The organism is Acinetobacter soli, from assembly GCF_018139125.1.
Classification (GTDB): Bacteria; Pseudomonadota; Gammaproteobacteria; order Pseudomonadales; family Moraxellaceae; genus Acinetobacter; species Acinetobacter soli.
The window spans coordinates 1,448,729-1,466,982 of the sequence record NZ_CP073241.1; the positions used below are offsets into that span (position 1 = coordinate 1,448,729).

Annotated in this window: 16 protein-coding genes and 2 pseudogenes; 14 read left to right on the forward strand and 4 right to left on the reverse strand. The window is 41.2% G+C overall.

The genetic code is table 11. The features are described 5' to 3' along the window. Positions 1–12: 12 nt before the first annotated feature. Positions 13–1,563, reverse strand: coding sequence for a circularly permuted type 2 ATP-grasp protein (locus tag KCV09_RS06635; protein ID WP_025094464.1), 1,551 nt, complete (start codon positions 1,561–1,563; stop codon positions 13–15). A gap of 223 nt (positions 1,564–1,786) precedes the next feature. On the opposite strand from KCV09_RS06635, the gene KCV09_RS06640 reads away from it, so the two are divergent. After that, the gene (locus KCV09_RS06640; RefSeq protein WP_004938928.1) at positions 1,787–2,785 is read left to right on the forward strand and encodes a helix-turn-helix transcriptional regulator; all 999 of its coding nucleotides are present in this window, start codon (positions 1,787–1,789) and stop codon (positions 2,783–2,785) included. Positions 2,786–3,160: 375 nt separating this feature from the next. On the opposite strand, the gene mnmG is transcribed toward KCV09_RS06640, so the two are convergent. Further along, positions 3,161–5,041 (reverse strand): tRNA uridine-5-carboxymethylaminomethyl(34) synthesis enzyme MnmG, encoded by a 1,881-nt coding sequence (mnmG, locus tag KCV09_RS06645; protein ID WP_004948275.1) that lies wholly within the window; start codon positions 5,039–5,041, stop codon positions 3,161–3,163. A gap of 235 nt (positions 5,042–5,276) precedes the next feature. Between mnmG and KCV09_RS06650 the strand changes: the two genes are divergently transcribed. The 13 genes and pseudogenes from KCV09_RS06650 to KCV09_RS06705 all read left to right on the forward strand — a co-directional run bounded on the left by KCV09_RS06650 (position 5,277) and on the right by KCV09_RS06705 (position 16,383). Further along, positions 5,277–5,504 carry a hypothetical protein gene (locus tag KCV09_RS06650; protein WP_004938933.1) on the forward strand — a complete coding sequence of 76 codons (228 nt, stop codon included), beginning with the start codon at positions 5,277–5,279 and terminating at the stop codon, positions 5,502–5,504. A gap of 136 nt (positions 5,505–5,640) precedes the next feature. Further along, a complete protein-coding gene (locus KCV09_RS06655) occupies positions 5,641–6,531 on the forward strand; it encodes a bile acid:sodium symporter family protein (RefSeq protein WP_004938937.1) in 891 nt (296 codons plus the stop codon). Positions 6,532–6,636: 105 nt separating this feature from the next. Next, on the forward strand, positions 6,637–7,542 hold the full coding sequence (gene prmA, locus KCV09_RS06660) for a 50S ribosomal protein L11 methyltransferase (RefSeq protein ID WP_151815242.1): 906 nt from the start codon (positions 6,637–6,639) through the stop codon (positions 7,540–7,542). A 24-nt stretch (positions 7,543–7,566) separates the two neighbouring features. Next, positions 7,567–7,638 (forward strand): annotated as a pseudogene (locus tag KCV09_RS16465) (MJ0042-type zinc finger domain-containing protein); the annotation flags it as partial. Between the two features lie 144 nt (positions 7,639–7,782). Next, a pseudogene (locus KCV09_RS16470) lies at positions 7,783–7,861 on the forward strand (MJ0042-type zinc finger domain-containing protein); the annotation flags it as partial. 909 nt (positions 7,862–8,770) lie between these two features. Beyond that, positions 8,771–9,040 (forward strand): DNA-binding transcriptional regulator Fis, encoded by a 270-nt coding sequence (gene fis, locus KCV09_RS06670; protein ID WP_001086304.1) that lies wholly within the window; start codon positions 8,771–8,773, stop codon positions 9,038–9,040. 81 nt (positions 9,041–9,121) lie between these two features. Further along, entirely contained in the window at positions 9,122–10,696 is a 1,575-nt protein-coding gene (gene purH / locus KCV09_RS06675) for a bifunctional phosphoribosylaminoimidazolecarboxamide formyltransferase/IMP cyclohydrolase (protein WP_055414780.1), read from the forward strand. A 134-nt stretch (positions 10,697–10,830) separates the two neighbouring features. After that, a complete protein-coding gene (gene purD / locus KCV09_RS06680) occupies positions 10,831–12,114 on the forward strand; it encodes a phosphoribosylamine--glycine ligase (RefSeq protein ID WP_151815240.1) in 1,284 nt (427 codons plus the stop codon). A gap of 269 nt (positions 12,115–12,383) precedes the next feature. Continuing rightward, complete coding sequence (locus KCV09_RS06685) at positions 12,384–13,250, forward strand: MetQ/NlpA family ABC transporter substrate-binding protein (RefSeq protein WP_004938954.1); 867 nt, start codon at positions 12,384–12,386, stop codon at positions 13,248–13,250. Between the two features lie 73 nt (positions 13,251–13,323). Further along, a complete protein-coding gene (locus tag KCV09_RS06690) occupies positions 13,324–14,349 on the forward strand; it encodes a methionine ABC transporter ATP-binding protein (protein ID WP_004938956.1) in 1,026 nt (341 codons plus the stop codon). Continuing rightward, positions 14,346–15,041, forward strand: a complete 696-nt coding sequence (locus tag KCV09_RS06695; RefSeq protein ID WP_004938958.1) for a methionine ABC transporter permease — start codon at positions 14,346–14,348, stop codon at positions 15,039–15,041. The genes KCV09_RS06690 and KCV09_RS06695 overlap by 4 nt, the downstream gene beginning before the upstream one ends. Before the next feature lie 125 nt (positions 15,042–15,166). After that, positions 15,167–15,898, forward strand: a complete 732-nt coding sequence (gloB, locus tag KCV09_RS06700) for a hydroxyacylglutathione hydrolase (protein WP_151815239.1) — start codon at positions 15,167–15,169, stop codon at positions 15,896–15,898. A 281-nt stretch (positions 15,899–16,179) separates the two neighbouring features. Then, entirely contained in the window at positions 16,180–16,383 is a 204-nt protein-coding gene (locus KCV09_RS06705; protein WP_004938963.1) for a hypothetical protein, read from the forward strand. A 422-nt stretch (positions 16,384–16,805) separates the two neighbouring features. On the opposite strand, the gene ubiA is transcribed toward KCV09_RS06705, so the two are convergent. After that, positions 16,806–17,690: a 4-hydroxybenzoate octaprenyltransferase gene (gene ubiA, locus KCV09_RS06710; RefSeq protein ID WP_151765284.1), complete on the reverse strand. Its 885-nt coding sequence runs from the start codon at positions 17,688–17,690 to the stop codon at positions 16,806–16,808. Positions 17,691–17,698: 8 nt separating this feature from the next. Then, complete coding sequence (locus tag KCV09_RS06715) at positions 17,699–18,196, reverse strand: chorismate--pyruvate lyase family protein (RefSeq protein WP_025094455.1); 498 nt, start codon at positions 18,194–18,196, stop codon at positions 17,699–17,701. Positions 18,197–18,254: the final 58 nt, after the last annotated feature.

Below are 18,254 nucleotides of genomic sequence, written 5' to 3' on the forward strand. Positions count from 1 at the left end.
TTCCTGATTTAGTTAGGAATGCAGTGCATCAACAACCCACGTATCTTTAATTCCGCCACCCTGTGAAGAATTAACCACAAGAGAGCCTTCTTTCATGGCAACTCGGGTTAAACCACCAGGAACAATTTCAGTGCGATCAGGTGAAGTCAGTACAAATGGTCGTAAATCGATATGACGTTCAGCAATACCATCCTGAGTTAATGTCGGAGCAACCGATAGATCGAGTGTAGGTTGAGCAATATATAAATGCGGATGCGCAAGGATTTTTTTTCTAAATTCGGAAATTTCAGCAGATTCAGCTTTTGGCCCAATCAACATTCCGTATCCTCCCGATCCCTGAGCCTCTTTAACCACCAGACGCTCAAGATTACCAAGTACATAGTCTAGATGTTCATCCAGACGGCACTGGTAAGTCGGGACATTCTTTAAGATTGGAGTTTCATTCAGATAAAATTTAATCATGTCATCGACATACGGATAAACCGATTTGTCATCGGCCACACCCGTTCCCGGTGCATTGGCAATCACCACACGATTTTTTAAATATGCAGACATCAAACCTGGTACACCTAAGCTACTATCAGGTCTAAATGTAAGCGGATCTAAAAATGCATCATCGATACGACGATAGATCACATCGACACGTTGACGACCACGTATCGTCTTGACATAAACCGTATCGTTTTCAACATACAAATCGCGACTAGTGACTAAAGGAACGTCCATTTCTCGGGCGAGAAAGGCATGTTCATAGTAAGCACTATTGAATCGACCCGGTGTCAATATCACAATTAAAGGATTATCCACATGTGCATTTTCGGCTAGAATCGCCTTGAGCACTGTTGGATATTGTTCGATTTCATGTAGCTTGTTTGCAACACAAAGTTCTGGCATCAGTTTTTTACTGATTTTTCTGCTTTCCAGCATATATGAAACACCAGAAGGTGTACGTAGATTATCTTCTAAAACAAAAAACTCACCTTTTCCATCTCGAATAATATCGATACCGCTAATTTGTGAATAAACCTGCCCTTTTAAACTGTGGTTCAGCATATGTGGCTGAAAAGCTTCGTGGGTCATAATTTGTGTATGCGGTACAATACCTTCTTTGAGTATATTTTGATGGTGATAAATATCGTCTAAAAATAAATTAAGTGCCTTAACCCGCTGTTCACAACCTGTAGAAATTTTTTCCCATTGTTTTGTTTCAATAATTCGTGGAATAAGATCAAATGGGATAGTTCGCTCTGTTCCTTCCTGATCGCCATAAACCGTAAACGTAATTCCCTCATACAAAAAATGCTGCTTCGCATGAGTGTTTAACTGTTTTAACTCCTCCAATGAATGAGTCGATAGCCATTGTTCAATTTTTTTTGATGCTTCTCCATTAGACGTTACATCATCCAGCATCTCGTTAAAAAACTTAGATTTAAGTTGATCAAAAAGATTTGTGCTTACGCTAAGCTGGTTCAGAAACGAAGGCTGGGTTGATAAAACGTTGGTCAATTTTTCTTTCATATAATGCTCACTTATCGTATGCAAGTCTTTCTCTTCTTCTAACATACAGACCTCGCCTTTCTCGTTTACTTATTTTATGACTAGCAAATATGATGCCATTTCGCTGTCTCTTTGTGTTTCTTGTCTTACATAATGAACCGAGTTGTGATGTATTTCATCTATTAACCTGTATCAAAATATAGGCAATATTGTTCTTACATTCTTGCCAAACCAAAATAGTTTTTTTAAGGTGTAGGTAATTAAAGTATTTTGTTTGATTTAGTCGCTTATGTCTTCACAAGAAAAAGAAACATCGAATAGCCTCTTTCGCCAGTGGCACATCTTATCACGACTCTCGACCGGAAAATGGATGGGCACACGTGAATTGCAAGAAATTTTAGAGCGTGAAGGCATTGAAATCAGTTTGCGTACCATACAGCGAGATTTAAACCAGATTGCACAACGATTTCCAATTGAAAGCAATAAAACCGTTCCTCAGGGATGGCGCTGGCGAGCAGATGCACCGCTACAAAGTTTACCGCACATGACCAGCTCTCAGGCCGTTACGTTTATGATGGTGGAACAGCATCTCAAACATTTACTTCCACCCAGTTTGATCGATGAAATGAACCCATGGTTTGATCTGGCTCGTCGAAGCCTGTCTACTCAAAATAACGTCAGACAGTGGATCAATCGAGTTCGGATTGTACCTGCTAGCCAACCTCTGATTCCACCCACTGTCGACAAGCAGGCTCAGCAGGCAATTTACGAAGGTTTATTGCAAGACAAGCAAATCGAATGTATTTACACACCACGCAATATTCAGGCAGATGAAAAAACCTATATTTTAAATCCACTTGCATTGGTTCAAAAAGGTGCAATTATTTATTTGATCTGTACTCGTCATGGTAAAAGTGAAGTGCAAACCTTTGCCTTGCACCGTTTTAAATCAGCAACTGTACTGAATTCGCGCGCTTTGCACCCCGTCGATTTCGATATCGATGACTACATTGAGTCGGGTGCCCTTGGTTTCCGTTTTGATTACAGTAAACCGACCGAGATGATTCAGCTCAAACTCACCGTTAATGAAAGTACGGCGCAGAGCTTTTACGAAAGCCAGCTTACCAAAGAACAGCATATTCAGATGATCGATGAAAATCTGTATGAAGTGAGCGCTGAAGTGCCGTTTACATCACAATTGGTATGGTGGCTCAGAAGTTTTGGTAAAAAACTCATTCATATTGAACCAGCCGAACTTCATCAAGCCGTCAATGAAATAGAAGAATAAAAAAAAGAGAGCAACTATGCTCTCTTGAAAATCGTTTTTATTGCTGTTCTTAGTTTTGCGCTGTCAGTTTTTATTGTACAGAACTTGCCACATGAAGCCCCGCTCTTCAGTGTGACACCCGTAATACGTGTTAAGCCATACATGAAAAACAGCATGCAAGGTCATAACCGTTGTAACGAATGGATTTCATGGTCATAAACATTACCTCTTGCTTTAGAATGTAAAGACACTATAGAAAAAATTTGATCAGATGAAAAATAAGAAAAAACGCACAGAATATGCATTTAAATGTTTAACAGTATTTCTGCTTTCGTCTTTACGTTCATAAAAAAAGCCCAATCAAAATTGGGCTTTTTGTTCAGCATAAGGCTTAAACTATGCTGTTTTCTTTAATTGCGCATTTTTTCGGATAGTAATCATAATGAGCTGAACGGCTGCAGGAGTTACACCCGGAATGCGATGCGCTTGAGCTAGCGTATCAGGACGAACGGTTTTGAGCTTCTGCGTAATTTCTCTTGATAAACCAGATACAGCGTCATAATCAAAATCTGTTGGAATTTTTGTTTCTTCAAGACGCTTGAGCTGTGCGACATCTTCGTGCTGACGATTGATATAGCCTTCATACTTGACTGCAATCTCAATTTGCTCACCCACATGTACAGCAACATCTGAACCTGTAAGCTCAGCAATTTGGGTAAAGTTAATGTTTGGGCGTTTAAGCAAATCGATTGCACTGCACTCTTTACTTAAGTCGGCACCAGTCATTTCGACAAACTTTTTACCCATTGGGTTGTTTGGTGCAGCCCAAAGGTGCGCCAAGCGTGCCGTTTCAGTTTCAACTGCTTCCATTTTTTCACAGTAAGCTGCCCAGCGGGTATCATCGACCAATCCAAGTTCACGTCCGATCGGGGTCAAACGCTGATCTGCATTATCTTCACGTAGCATTAAGCGATACTCGGCACGTGAGGTAAACATACGGTAGGGTTCTTTCGTACCCAAGGTAATTAAGTCATCGACCAACACACCCATATATGCTTCATCACGTTTAGGCGTCCATTGTTCCTGATCCCATGCACGACGTGCTGCATTTAGACCCGCCAATAGACCCTGCGCACCAGCTTCTTCATAACCGGTTGTGCCATTGATCTGACCTGCAAAGTACAAGTTCTGAATTGCTTTGGTTTCTAGAGTAAATTTCAATGCTTGCGGATTAAAATAATCGTATTCAATGGCATAGCCTGGACGCAAAATATGGGCATTTTCCATCCCACGAATTGAACGGACCAATTCAAACTGAACATCAAATGGCAATGATGTTGAAATCCCGTTCGGATAAAGTTCGTGCGTATCTAGCCCTTCAGGCTCCAAAAATACCTGATGTGAATCTTTATCGGCAAAACGATGAATCTTGTCTTCAATAGATGGGCAATAACGTGGGCCAACCCCTTCAATCACGCCCGTATACATTGGTGAACGATCCAGTCCACCACGGATAATGTCATGAGTTTTTTCGTTGGTGTGCGTGATATAGCAGCTTACCTGCTCTGGATGCATGGATACATCACCCATAAACGACATCACAGGAGATGGAAAATCACCTGGCTGAGCCGTCATGACAGAAAAATCAACCGAGCGTGCATCAATACGTGGCGGCGTACCTGTTTTAAGACGTCCTACCGGAAGTTTTAACTCACGTAAACGATCAGCCAAAGCAATGGAAGGCGGATCACCGGCACGACCACCGCTCGACTTTTCTAAGCCAATATGAATCACACCACCCAAGAACGTACCTGTGGTCAAAACCACTGTTTTGGTGTCAAAACGAATGCCCATCTGGGTGACAACACCTTTGACGGTATCACCTTCTACAATCAGATCATCGGCTGCTTGCTGAAAAATATCTAGATTTGGCTGGTTTTCAAGTGAATCACGAATAGCCGCTTTATAGCGTACACGGTCTGCCTGTGCACGCGTAGCACGAACCGCTGCACCCTTTCTTGAGTTGAGAATTCGAAATTGAATCCCCCCTTTATCTGCTGCCAGCGCCATAGCACCGCCCAAGGCATCAATTTCGCGAACCAAATGCGATTTACCAATACCACCAATGGCCGGATTACAGCTCATCTGCCCTAAAGTCTCAATGTTGTGAGTCAAGAGCAAAGTCTGTCGTCCCATACGTGCAGCAGCCAATGCCGCCTCGGTACCTGCGTGCCCGCCACCGATCACGATAACATCATAAACTTTAGGATAATGCATGGCAAAAAATCACCAGAAAAAAAAGACGAAACATTATAGCAAAGTTCACCCTAGGATCATGCATGTTATTACAAAATTATTGATACAAAATTCATAGTCGCACACAGGTTTTGACAATTTGTTTCAGTATTAAAATAGAAAGCAATAGACTTTTTTAAAATCAATTTTAGAATAAAAAATGTACCACCACTTATGAATCACTTTCAAAATCAAATTTATATAATAGGTATGCAAAATGAAAAACATCATGTTAAAAACTTTTTCTGTGGCAATTGTCAGCTTAGCAGCAATGAGTATGGCAAATGCTGAAATGACCAAAGCAGAAACCAATGCTCAGATAAAAGCGTGTATGAAGAAAAAGCAAGGTGACTGGGCCTCATATGGCTACAAAGGTGTCACATTCAATGGTACCTGTCAGCCAAACGCCGATGGCAAACTGCAGTTCAAAGCACCTGCGCCATAACCCAAACGATTCAAATTATTTCGCCCATTAAAAACACAGGTTTTAATAACCTGTGTTTTTCTATGTATCAATGATCTATGAAATAACATAAAAGTCACGACAGAATTAAAACAACAGCTTATTCAGGATTTAAAAAATGGATTTAGGTATTATTACGGTATTCCTCCCCATTGCGCTTGCCATTATCATGGCTGGGCTTGGTCTGGAACTTCGCCCTCAGGATTTCACACGCGTTGCTAAGCACCCTAAGGCAGTTTTACTGGCATTAGTATGTCAATTGGTCATTCTGGTTGGAATTGCTTTTTTCATCTGCAAACTGTTAAGTCTTTCACCCCTTCTTGCCGTTGGCTTGATGTTGCTCGCCGCATCACCGGGTGGGCCCACAGCAAATTTATTCAGTTATTTATATCAAGGTGATATTGCACTCAATATTACGCTTACTGCAATCAACTCGGTCATCGCCGCGTTTACCTTACCTTTTATTGTCAATCTTGCAATTCAACACTTTATTAATGACGGTCAGCAGCTCGGATTACAGTTTAGTAAAGTGATTCAAGTGTTTTTAATCATCTTGGTTCCAGTCTGCTTGGGCATGATTATACGGCATACTTTGCCTCGTCTGGCAGACCGCTTGCATAAGCCCGTACGCACCTTTGCTGTGGTCTTTTTGGTGTTTATTATTTTGGCAGCGCTTACCAGAGAGCGACACAATATTATGGAGTACATTACTCAAGTCGGACTGGCAACTGCACTTTTTTGTTTTGCAAGCCTGTTCATTGGTTACTTTGTACCACGCTACTTCGGTATTAATAGTACGCAAGCTCGCGCCTGTGCGTTTGAGATTGGGATTCATAACAGTACATTGGCCATGACCATTGCGCTCACGATTTTATCGAGTACCACCATCGCCATGCCAGCCGCCATTTACTCAATCTTCATGTACATTTTTGCTGCCCTCTTCGGCAGTATGTTGAAGCGTTATTCACCCATAACGACTGAAAATAAGATGGCTATAAAAACCGAGTAAAGCGCCATAAATACGGATAAATCGTATGGCTTAAGAAATTAATGTTCTGGCTTTGCATTTATCCGTTACAATACCGCTTTAGAAGAAAATTTAGGTCTCATTCCCGTGAAGTGGTTACAAATACACATTACTGTCGATCAAGAACACGTTGATTTCACTGAAACATTGCTTTTGTCACTCGGAGCAGTCAGTGTCACTTTAGATGATGCAGAAGATCAGGCATTACTTGAACCGCTTCCAGGCGAAACACCGCTTTGGAATAAAGTGATTGTGACTGGAATTTATCAAGAAGATGAGCAAGATCCAATCGATGTTGCCAAACTTGAAGCGTTTTTAAGTGCGCAATTGCCTAATGCACCAATGCGTCATGAACAACTTGAAGATCAAGTCTGGGAACGCGCATGGATGGATTACTATGATCCGATCCAAATTAACGAGAAGTTCTGGATTGTACCTGAGTGGCTAGAAGCACCCGATGCAGATGCAGTCAATATTAAGCTTGATCCGGGCCTAGCTTTTGGAACCGGTAATCATGCCAGTACATTCTTATGCCTGCAATGGTTGGGGCAAACCGATCTAAAAGACAAGACGGTGATTGATTTTGGTTGTGGTTCAGGCATTTTAGCCGTTGCAGCGCTTTTATTGGGTGCTAAAAAGGTATATGCCACCGATATCGATCCGCAAGCGGTACTTGCAACCAAGCAAAATGCCGAACTCAACGGCGTACTTGATCGTTTGTATGTAGGTTTGCCTGAAGAGTTCGATGCAGAATTTAAATCAAAAGAATCTCAAGCTGATGTATTAGTGGCAAACATTCTGGCTAGCCCACTCATGATGCTGGCACCTGAATTTGCAACGCTACTAAAACCTGAAGGCGAATTTGCACTTGCAGGCGTGATTGAAGAACAGGTTGAAGATGTCTCGGCCGTTTACACGCAGTATTTTGATATCTTGCAAATCGAGAAACGCGAAGAAAACTGGTGTCGTATTTCTGGAAAACGCCACGCGTAAGCTTTAGACGAGGCTGGTCTATACATGAGCGCCAAACAAACCCGCTGCCCTCAGTGCAAAACGATTTACCACGTAACGCAAAAACAGCTTACGCTGGCTCAGGGTATGGTTTGTTGCGCAAAGTGTAATTTCACTTTTAATGCCATCACACATTTATATGCACCAGCAACGCTAGTTGATAAATTTGATGAGCTGCATCATGTTACATCCGCCATACAGCATGACAGTGAAAAACCCAATGTGCTTGAAATTTTTCAGCAGAAAATTGAAAACTCCAATATTGACTTATTAACCTATCTCAACAATTTAAAATATTTTCAAAGTATAGACAGCTTAAATTCTCCATTGTTGTATTTATCGAGTGACCGTGACAACTTGCGTCAGCAGCAAATAAAACAACGGAAAAGTAAACACTGGAAATACTATCTAATTTGGTGTGCGATTAACTTAATTTTATTTGGCTTATTATTGTTGCAGATTGTATGGTTTAATCCAGAGCTTGCGGCGCATTATGAAATCTTGCGTCAACTACGCGCCTTATTTTAATTGCTGGTTTCTTTAAAGACTCAGTCCGCGTGCACACAGCATGTCGGGTGATGACTCATTTACCAGCCTCTACGCACCATATTTCATCAATTCACCTGTTCAAACGTGATGCTTATACAATGACTTAATAAATTCGAAGACGATAATGATACTTTTTATATCGAGTTTATTCAATATAAAAAATCATATCAGCTTGAGTACGATTAAATAAATCTATCCAAACCCGATATTTTAATTAGAATTTACGATTGGCAAATTTTAAAATCGTTTTATTCGCTCTAAGTTAGGTTTTATAAGGCCTAGATATTCAAAAAAAATACAAAAAATTTAAAAAAAATGCAGTTAATTTGCTCACTTTTGTTTAGACAATGGTATGATACGCGCCACGAAAGCTTAGCCCTACATCGTCCTCGCGATTTACTCACAATAATCATTATTGTCATGCGTGCTTTATCAGAAGATAGTGCGTAGCGTGGCTTTTTTGTTTTTTAAATCGCAGCGGTAACAAATATTAAATTATTGTTACGCTTATTTTTCATACAAATGTGAGGAGTTGTGGCAAGCTAATTGTTTCCAAGTTTTAGAACCACTGTTTTAGGATCTAAAACGGGGTTCAGTAATTTTTAGACCACTTTTATATACTGCTTTACCCAAGCGGTATTTGATTTTCGGATTAACTCGCATGAATAGCAAATCTCCTATTTTTACTGCACAATCTGATGTTGCTCTACGCATCCATGTGGATCGCGCAGTTCGCCATTACTTTGCACAACTGCAAGGTGAGCAACCATCACAAGTTTACGACATGGTGCTGGCAGAAATGGAGAAACCTCTTTTATCTGTTGTTCTAGAATATACGCGTGGTAACCAAACCCGCGCTGCTGAAATTTTAGGGCTCAACCGTGGGACTTTACGTAAAAAGTTAAAAGCTCACGGTTTGATGAGTGAATAATTGATAAAATGCTCACGTTCTCGTGGGCATTTTTTATGCCTATTTGTTTTAATCTGTTTGACTTAAACCGTTGACTTTATCATGACTATTAAACGCGCTTTGATTTCTGTTTCTGACAAAACAGGAATTGTTGAATTTGCTCAGAATCTTGCGAAACTTGGGGTAGAGCTTTTATCTACTGGTGGAACTTACAAGCTACTCAAAGACAATAACATTGCTGTAGTTGAAGTTTCAGAACACACTGGCTTTCCAGAAATGATGGATGGCCGTGTAAAAACACTTCACCCTAAAATTCATGGTGGTATTTTGGCTCGTCGTGGTCTGGACGAAGCCGTAATGCAAGAACACAACATCGATCCGATTGATCTTGTTGTGGTCAACCTCTACCCGTTTGCTGCAACCGTGGCGAAGCCAAACTGTTCTCTTGCAGATGCCATTGAGAATATTGATATTGGCGGCCCAACAATGGTTCGCGCTGCAGCAAAAAATCACGCGTCTGTTGGTATCGTGGTCAATGCCAGCGACTACGCGACAGTGATTGCAGAACTTGAGCAAAGCGGCGCATTATCATACGAGACACGTTTTGATCTTGCAGTTAAAGCATTTGAACATACCGCTCAATACGACGGTATGATCGCGTCTTACCTTGGCGCACGTGTGGGTAAAGAAGAAGGTCAGGCAGATTCATTTGCACGTACCTTTAATACACAGCTTCAAAAAGCGCAAGACTTACGTTACGGTGAAAACCCGCATCAGTCAGCTGCATTTTATATCGACCCGCAAGCCACCGAAGCATCTGTTTCTACGTCGAAGCAACTTCAGGGTAAAGAGCTTTCTTACAACAACATCGCCGATACAGACGCTGCACTTGAATGTGTTAAGTCATTTGCAAAGCCTGCCTGTGTGATTGTTAAACATGCTAACCCATGTGGCGTAGCCGTATCTTTAGATGGCATTAAAGCTGCTTACGATTTGGCATATGCAACCGATACAGAATCTGCATTTGGTGGCATCATTGCTTTTAACCGCGAGCTTGATGTTGAAACAGCAAAAGCGATTGTAGAGCGTCAGTTTGTTGAAGTAATTATTGCACCTAGTATTGCTGATGGCGTACTTGAGGTTACCGGTGCGAAGAAAAATGTTCGCGTATTGGTATGTGGCGAACTTCCAGCAATTGATGAACGTGCAGCACAACTCGACTACAAGCGTGTAAATGGCGGCCTACTGGTACAAGATCAAGATCTTGGCATGATCAAGGCAGCCGACCTTAAAGTAGTAACTGAGCGCGCACCAACAGAACAGGAAATCGATGATCTGATTTTTGCTTGGAAAGTTGCCAAGTATGTGAAATCAAATGCAATTGTGTATGCAAAAGGCCGTCAAACCATTGGTATTGGTGCAGGTCAGATGAGCCGTGTCAACTCTGCACGTATTGCGGCAATTAAAGCAGAACATGCAGGCCTTGTGGTTGAAGGCGCTGTGATGGCGTCGGATGCATTCTTCCCATTCCGTGACGGCATCGATAATGCAGCAAAAGCTGGAATTAAGTGTATTATTCAACCTGGCGGCTCAATGCGTGATGAAGAAGTTATTGCTGCTGCAAACGAACATGGTATTGCCATGGTCTTTACAGGTATGCGCCACTTCCGCCACTAATTAAAACTCATTTAAAGCATAAGAAACTTTCCGGTTCTTTATCTTGACTTACCCTCTCCATGTGAGAGGGTCTTGTACTCAAGCAGCAAGGTAAAGTGAAGGATTTGGTTCTCGACTCATGGAGTATGAACCCAATGAATATTCTCGTTCTCGGTAGCGGTGGTCGTGAGCATGCGTTGGCATGGAAGATCGCTCAAGATCCGCAAGTCACTCAAGTGTTTGTTGCACCCGGTAATGCAGGTACTGCAACCGAAGACAAATGCAAAAATGTTGAACTGGATATTTTAAATAACCCAGCCATCATTGCGTTTGCAAAGGACAATCAGGTTGAGTTGATTATTGTTGGTCCAGAAGCACCATTGGTCAATGGCGTGGTCAATGCATGCCGTGAAGCTGGTTTAAAAATTTGGGGCCCAACACAATATGCCGCACAGCTTGAAGGCTCTAAGGCGTTTGCCAAAGACTTTCTGAAAAAGCATCAGATTCCAACAGCATTTTATGATGTGTTTACTGAAGTAGATGCTGCAAAAGCATATGTAACGCAGCACGGCGCGCCGATTGTGATTAAAGCTGACGGTCTTGCAGCCGGCAAAGGCGTTATCGTCGCGATGACCAATGAGGAAGCCTTTGCAGCCATTGATGACATGCTGGCAGGCAATAAATTTGGTGATGCGGGTTCACGTGTCGTGATTGAAGAGTTTCTCGCAGGCGAAGAAGCCAGTTTCATTTGTATGATCGACGGTCAAAATATTTTACCAATGGCCACTTCTCAAGATCATAAGCGTATTTTTGAAGGTGATCAGGGTCCAAATACCGGTGGTATGGGTGCGTATTCCCCTGCGCCTGTGGTTACTTCAGACGTGTTTGATCGTGTCATGAAAGACATTATGCGACCAACGGTTGATGGTATGGCCAAAGACGGTCATGTTTATACTGGTTTCTTATATGCTGGCCTCATGATTGATGAGCAAGGTCAACCACGTGTGATTGAGTTCAACTGCCGCTTTGGCGACCCTGAAACTCAGCCAATCATGATGCGCCTTAAATCATCATTGGTGGATCTTGTGCAAGCAGGTCTTGAGGGTCAGTTGCCAAGTGAAGCCGAGTGGGACGAGCGTAAATCGATTGGTATCGTGCTTGCAGCAGAAGGTTACCCTGAAACTGTACGTAAAGGCGATGTGATTTCAGGTCTTGGCCAGTCGCCAGAAGATACTAAAATCTTTCATGCTGGTACAGACACGACAGCCGATGGTCATATCATCACTGCGGGTGGACGCGTATTATGCGTAACTGCGCTTGGCGATACCGTACTTGAAGCACAAATCAATGCACTTGAAGTATGCGGTCAGGTGACTTTTGCAGGCATGCAATATCGAAGCGATATTGGATACCGCGCGATTGCACGCGAACAAGCCTGATTTTAAAGCTTAAAAAACGCGCATTTTTGCGCGTTTTTTTATTGTTAAGCTGTCTCTCAGGCTAATAACTCTTTTCAGAAAAACTCATATATATTTTTGTTTATATTGTTTTGCGTTCTGATCAAAAAACACTATACTCGCCTACTTTTAAGATTAACTGACTTTATTGCGTTTAACGTTGGATTGGGATGACTGTCATCTACACATCATCATGTACACACAGTATGATATCCGGACGATATTAAAACGCTGTAACTGGGAAAAACCTGATGAAAAAAGTATTGAGTGTTGTTCTTACCTCAAGCATATTGCTTGCGGCTGGTTGTAGCAAAAAAGAGCCTGAGCAAGGTAATGCAGCTGCTGCAGATCAGACTAAAAAGATCGTGCTGGCGTCTACAGGTTCTGATACCGACGTTTGGAAATTTATTGCGACACTACCTGAAACCAAACAAGCAGGTATTAATCTTGAAGTGAAAAACTTCACTGACTACGTGGCAATGAACAAAGCGACGGCAAACAAAGAAATCGATGTCAATGCATTCCAGTCGTATAACTACATGGTCGCTTACAACACCGAAAGCAAAGATAAAGTTGCACCCGTTTCGACAACCTATATCGAACCAATGGGACTTTATTCTGACAAATACAAAAAAATTGATCAGTTCCCAGCAAAAGCAACCATTGCAATTCCAAACGATGCTGCAAATGAAGCACGTGCACTTTCATTGTTGCAAACTGCTGGTTTAATCAAATTAAAAGCAGACTTTAACCCAATTCAGGGCACAACCAACGACGTCATTGAAAATCCGAAACAGATTCAGCTTAAAACCATTCCAATGGCAACAGCTGTTCGTGTAAAAAGCGATGTTGACGGAATTGTGCTAGGCAACACTTTAGCTATGGAAGGCGGCTTGAACGTTCTTAAAGATGCCGTATTTTATGAGCCAGCAGATCAGTCGACTAAACTGTATGTTAACCTTTTGGTGACTGCTGAAGGACGTCAAAACGATCCTGTATTGCAAAAATTAGGTACGCTTTACCATACAGAAGCAGTGAAAAAATTCATTGATGAGAAGTTTGGTGGTACGAAGGTGGATGTTAATAAGCCGATTAGCTACCTTACTGAATCAAAATAGTAATATAATGGTGTAATTGAAACAGGCAAGGTCGACTTGCCTGTTTTTTCTTTTATGTATAGTTTCTGACGACATGATCCAATTTAAAAACATTTCTAAACACTACGAGCTGAAAGGCCAAACGATTCGCGCACTGGATCAGATTAATCTGGATATTCCGGCGGGCAGTATCTTTGGCATTATTGGCTATAGTGGTGCAGGTAAAAGTACCTTAATTCGTTTGATTAATTTGCTCGAACGCCCAACACAGGGACAGGTCATTATCAATCAAAAAGATTTTACCGCCCTGAATGCAGCATCATTACGTCAGGAACGTGCAAATATAGGTATGATCTTTCAGCATTTTAATTTATTGCAAACCAAAACTGTGGCTGCAAATATTGAAATGCCAATGAAGCTCTTGGGTTATAGCAAAGCTGAGCGCGAAAAACGTTTGATGGAGCTACTTGAGTTTATCGATCTGGCACATAAAAAAGATGCCTTTCCAGATGAGCTATCGGGTGGTCAAAAACAACGTGTCGGTATTGCACGTGCGCTGGCCAATCACCCTAAAATTTTACTTTGTGACGAAGCCACCTCCGCGCTCGATCCACAGACCACCAAATCCGTACTGGCATTGCTCAAAAAGATCAATCAGGAGCAAGGTATCACAATTGTGATGGTCACTCACGAAATGGACGTGATTGAATCTATTTGTGACCATGTGGCCGTAATGGAATCTGGTCATGTGATTGAAACCGGACCGACCGTGGAAATTTTCAGCCGTCCACAGCACCCAACGACAAAAACCTTTATCCAGACCGTGTTGCAACAACATTTACCGGTCAATATTTTAAACAAGCTCGAACATCAGCATCATCACAGTATTTATCGACTACAGTTTTTAGGCAAATCAGCCCAAGAACCTGTGATTCAATCGATGATCAAGCAGTTTGATATCAGTCTGAATATCTTGTTTGCCAATATGACAGAAATTGATGGCACGGTGATTGGGCAAATGTTTGTTCAATTACTTGGTGACGACACCCTTATCCAGCAAGCGATCGAGTTTTTAGAGCGTCATGGTGTCAGTGTCAATCAAAGTGGAGAACAAGTATGAGAGACGTAATTGTGCAATGGCTGACCGAATTGACACAACCGTTCTGGAACAGTTCACTTTCGATTGATCAGTTTGTCACAGCGCTTCAAGAAACCTTTCACATGGTGTGCTTCTCGCTGCTGTTTGGTGGCATCTGGGGATTTATCCAAGGAATTGTGCTGTTGGTGACACGACCAAACGGTATTTTACCTAACCGATTTATTTATCACTTGCTCAACCCAATTGTAAACGCCCTACGTTCACTGCCATTTATCATTTTGTTGATTGCCGTGATTCCTTTGACTAAATTCTTAGTGGGAAGTTCAATTGGAACATGGGCCGCAATTGTTCCCTTGACTATTTATATTGGTCCTTATATGGGCCGATTGATTGAAACCTCCTTGCTTGAAGTCAACGAAGGTATTATTGAGTCTGCGCAAGCCATGGGCGCCTCTCCGTTTCAAATCATTTTCAAGTTTATTTTGCCAGAAGCACGTAGCTCACTCATTTTAAACTTAACCACAGCCACCATTAGTCTAATTGGTGCAACGGCAATGGCCGGTGCAGTAGGTGCTGGCGGAATTGGTGACTTGGCGATTTCATACGGTTACCAACGCTTCGATACCAGTGTGGTGATTCTTACGGTCATCATCTTATTATTACTGGTGCAGTTTATTCAAATGCTAGGCGACTGGCTCTCTAAACTTCGCTAGATTGCTACCCTCTTCGGAGGGTTTTTTTATATCTGAAGCAGTATTTTTTCGTATCTACTGGTGCTGCACTACGCAGATCGTGATTAAATAAAAACAGTACATACCATTTGATCAGGTTATCCGTCATGCGTTATCAAATTGATTATATTGATGTAAAAAACAGCCTTAAAAATTATATCTGGATTATTCAAGACACCCATACTTCAGAAATTGTGGTGATCGATCCAACAGAAGCAAAGCCTGTTCAGGACTATTGCCAATTACATCAGCTCAAGCTTGCGCAAATCTGGCTAACACATTGGCATAAAGATCATATTGGCGGTGTGCCAGACTTAATCGAAGGTACCCAAATTCCTGTATTTGGCCCGCGTGAAGAGCTCAGTAAAATTCATTTGATTTCAAATGCACTGCAACATGATGATCAATTTAAGTTTCATGACTTGCATGTAGAAGTTGTTGCAACGCCTGGTCATACCTTAGGGCATATTGTCTATTTTGTTGAAGCATTACGCAGTGTATTTTGCGGTGATACCTTGTTTGCGATGGGCTGTGGACGTATATTTGAAGGCACCTTTGAACAGATGTATCATTCACTTAACCGACTAGCTGCACTACCAACAGATACCCAAGTGTATTGTACTCATGAATACACCTTGTCTAATGCCGAATTTGCCCTGACCATCGAACCCGACAATCTTGCACTACAAGAGCGTTATGAACAGGTAAAGCAGTTGCGAGAACAAAATATCATTACCTTACCATCCAGTATTGAAATTGAACTGGCGACCAATCCATTTTTACGTACCGAAAGCGTTGAAGAGTTTGCTCGAATTCGTACGCTTAAAGATAATTTTTGACACACTACGACTAAAGTTACATATTTATTTACAACTCATCATAAACACAATATGTAACTTTAGAAGAAACAAATTATTTAAAATATTATTTTTAAATTCAATAGATTAAGATAAAAACTAAGACTTAAAACCAATTTATTGAGTCAATTTAAATGATCTACTGCTGATTAAATAAACAATATTAATCAGTTGAAAAATATTTAAACAGTTTAGCCCTTTAAAAACTTAATCAAAACCCTTATTAATTTAAATATCAGCGTTACATGAGAAGGAATTTTGAAGTGAAGAAAGTTGTTAAAGCAAAAAATTTAATTGCATTTCGTATTTGGTTAGAAAAGTTAGGTTATTCGGTTAAAAACCTAGCCGATGGCAAAGGTTTTACATTTAGCTTTAAAAAGGAATATGGGCTAGTGACTTGTGATTTATCGGGTAACTCTTTGGCAGTTCAGCTCGGTGAAGAGTTTGAGGATCATCTAAAAGCGTAAGTGACAGATGTGTTGATTCTATAAATTTTTTCTAATCATTTTATAGTTTTGAAGAATTCTAAGCCCCATGTGCCGTAACGCGCACATGGGGCTATCTTGTTTTATATGTGTTTTATCTATAATTGTGCTGAATATATGCTGAGAATATACTAAGGGATCTCTTGTATTATTTATTAGCATGGTGTATAAAAAATACTCAATACAATAAATTACAATATAAAGGTGGGGGCACATGAGAACATTAGAATTTGCTTTAGTTTCATCTACCGTATTTACGTTGATTATTATGGTTTATTTGTTTGGGCAACTGGCTTACAAATAATCCGCTATAAAGCTGAAAACGCACGATTTAAAAAACCGATCATAAATGATCGGTTTTTTAATCTGATTCAATATGCTGTCAATGCATTGGCAGTCTATTTTTATTGAGTCATCAATCCCATAAAAATCGCGATAAAAATCATTAGCCCGACCCAGCGATTGTGTCGAAATGCCCAGAAGCACCATTGTGGATCTTTGGTTCTGGTTTTGGTCCATTGATAAATAAAATCGGCAGCGACAATCAGCAATCCAATGATGCCCCACGGAAAAAGTAAGTCTTTCATGAATAAAGCCAGACCAATCAAAACCAAACTACTGATCTGTAGTAAAGAAATAATGACGATATCGTATCGACCAAATAAAATCGCGGTCGATTTCACACCAATTTTCAGATCATATTCGCGATCGGTAATTGCATATTGTGTATCGTAGGCAACCGTCCATGCCAAATTACCAAAATACAATAACCAACAAACCAGATCTGGTGTTTGGCCTGCAGCAGTGTAAGCCATCGGAATAGACCACGAAAAGGCTGCTCCTAAAAACACTTGCGGTAAGTGTGTATAGCGCTTCATAAAAGGATAAATGAACGCGAGAAACAATGCGCCAAACGACCAGTAAAACGTATTTAATGGCAAAAACAGCAATAGGCAGGCACTTGCAGCGACCAAAACTAAAAACACCCAAATGGCTTCTATCGGCTGAATCACACCCGTTGCCAGCGGACGCGTTTTGGTTCTGGCCACGTGTCCATCTACTTTACGGTCGGCAAAATCATTAATTGCACAGCCTGCTGCGCGCATAAACAATACACCTAAAGACATTAAAAGCAGGATTTTTAAATTGGGTACCCCTGCACTTGCAATCCATAGTGCCCACATGGTGGGCCAAAATACCAGCTCAGTCCCAATAGGCTTATCAAAACGGCACAGATAATAATATGCTGTAAGTCGTTCTCGCCAGGTGATCGATTGTACGGATGCCATATCTATCCTTAAATGCGATGATGTTGTAAGTACGCTTCAAACGAAGGCAGAAAAGTTTCTTGGACAATAAATTTGCAACCGTGCCACGTATAACAGCTTTGCCGAGTCCACCCCTCATTTAAACGTATGATCCGCCGCTCACACTCAGGCGTGGTTCGCTGAAATAAAAATCGGCCGATCGGTTGTTTACCAATATGTTTAAAAATACGGGCTTTTTTTTGCAAGCTTAAAATGGGGAATATACTTTTGGCCTGAACCCATGGCTGTGCTTCACATCCATAGAGTAAGCTTTCACGCACCCAAGCAATATGTGCCGCTGGCATTTTCATCCATTGACTGTCTATACGAGACATTTGCCGATAACGCTCCGATATAGGTTTCACTGAAAAGGCACCATGTGCAAGATCGGTCAATTGCTGGGTCAGTGAGCCTGATGCACATAACCATTTTTTTAATTCTGGCGTTAAATCATCATTGTATCTCTGATTTAATTGGTTTTTCTGCATGTGCAATCCACTACATTCACAAACTATAGTGTAACCGAAATCGGGCAAAGTTAAACGC